Raw genomic sequence first — 1,665 nt, forward strand, 5'->3', positions numbered from 1 at the left:
AGACGCTGTTGTCTTTTCGATCTTGAGGGATGCGCGTCGAACGGGAGTCCCGATCGGGTGGTCGCGGGGTGTTGGGCGCATACGGACAGGGCCTCCTGAACAGCTCGTTGGTGTCGAATCACCGAGCAGCAGGAGGCCCTGGTGCAGCAGTCTTGCGTGCCGATGGTCGGGCAGTCCAGCGCGGTCACCTGGGAGTGTGACTGTCTGGCTCACCGGTTCGGAAACGCCGCCGACAACGGGACGCGGCAACCGCGTTACTCGACGGACATGACGGACGCGGAGTGGGCCCGGGTCCTGCCGCTGCTGCCGGTGCCGGGCTGGATGCGTGGCCGGGGCGGCCGGCCGGAGGCGTATTGCCACCGGGTCATGCTCGATGCGATCCGGTATCTCGTGGACAACGGGATCAAGTGGCGGGCGATGCCCGCCGACTTCCCGCCGTGGGACCGCATCTACGCATTCTTCCGCCGCTGGCGCGACAACTGCCTGGTCAAGGAGTTCCACGACCGGTTGCGCGCGAGGGTCCGCGAGGAGCTGGGGCGAGACGCGCAGCCAACGGCCGGGGTGATCGACTCGCAGTCCGTCAAAGCGGACGCCGTCGTCGGCGCGGACAGTCGCGGCTTCGACGGCGGCAAGCTCGTCAACGGCCGCAAGCGGCATGTCGTGGTCGACACCCTCGGCCTGCTGCTGGGCGTGATGGTCACCGCCGCGGACGTCGGCGACCGCACCGCCGCCCAGGTCCTGCTCAGGCAGGTCGCCGACGTGCACCACCGGCTGGAGCTGGTCTGGGCCGACGGCGGCTACACCGGCAGCCTCGTCGAGTACTGCCTGGCCACGTTCGCTCTGGTCCTGGCGATCGTCAAACGCAGCGACGACATGCGCGGCTTCGTGGTGCTGCCCAAGCGGTGGATCGTAGAGCGCCTCTTCGCCCACCTGATGCGAAGCCGCCGCCTGGTACGCGACTTCGAGCGCCGCACCACCAGCGCGGAGGCGATGGTCTACTGGTCGATGACCTTGCTCATGACCCGCCGCCTGGCCCGCTCACGCCTGCCGCGAGGGTGAACCGGCCCGGCTGCCGCTCGGCCAGCCAGCCACGGGCCACCAGGCGTTTCGCCTTCGACCGCAGGGCCTCCACACGCGCTGGCACCACGTCCATGCCGAACACGACAGCCAACTCCTGGCAGGTCAAAGGGCCTTCATGGAGCCGGGCCCGGTCCGCGAGGGCCATGAGGATGCGCTGGTAGTCAACCGAAAGCACCGACCAGGCCAGCCCCTGGCGCCACACCGGCACCTGTGACTTCGGCTTCGCCGCATCCCGGGACGCCGTCGGTCCGCCCGCAGCCCGCGGATCCGCGACGTCCTCCGTGTCGGCGGTGCTGCCGCAGTCCGGAGCCAGCACCACATCGACCCGCCTGCGAGCGATCGCCCACTCCTGCCATTCCTGCTCGGCCGCGGCCAGTTCGGCCTGGATACGGTCGGCCTCCTCACGCAGCCCGTCCACCCGGCGCCACGCGGCGAGCTCGTGCTGTTCCAGCAGTCCGACAACCGACGGCATCCGCAACCTCCCGTGGAACGACGACCCGCCAAGCCACCACTCCCACGGAACCACCACTCCTACTCCTGACCAGCAAAAACGCCGCCCTCAAGTCCGGAAAGACAACAACTTCT

Annotated in this window: 2 protein-coding genes; one reads left to right on the forward strand and one right to left on the reverse strand. The window is 69.1% G+C overall.

Going from position 1 to position 1,665, the window contains the following annotated elements; genetic code table 11:
- Positions 1 to 141 precede the first annotated feature (141 nt).
- A complete protein-coding gene (locus AB0I77_RS53440; RefSeq protein WP_363290312.1) occupies positions 142 to 1,059 on the forward strand; it encodes an IS5 family transposase in 918 nt (305 codons plus the stop codon).
- Here AB0I77_RS53440 and AB0I77_RS53445 read toward each other — a convergent pair.
- Positions 1,016 to 1,552, reverse strand: coding sequence for a hypothetical protein (locus tag AB0I77_RS53445; RefSeq protein ID WP_363290313.1), 537 nt, complete (start codon positions 1,550 to 1,552; stop codon positions 1,016 to 1,018). The genes AB0I77_RS53440 and AB0I77_RS53445 overlap by 44 nt on opposite strands.
- Between the last annotated feature and the right edge of the window lie 113 nt (positions 1,553 to 1,665).

Source organism: Streptomyces sp. NPDC050619 (assembly GCF_040654815.1).
GTDB lineage: Bacteria > Actinomycetota > Actinomycetes > Streptomycetales > Streptomycetaceae > Streptomyces.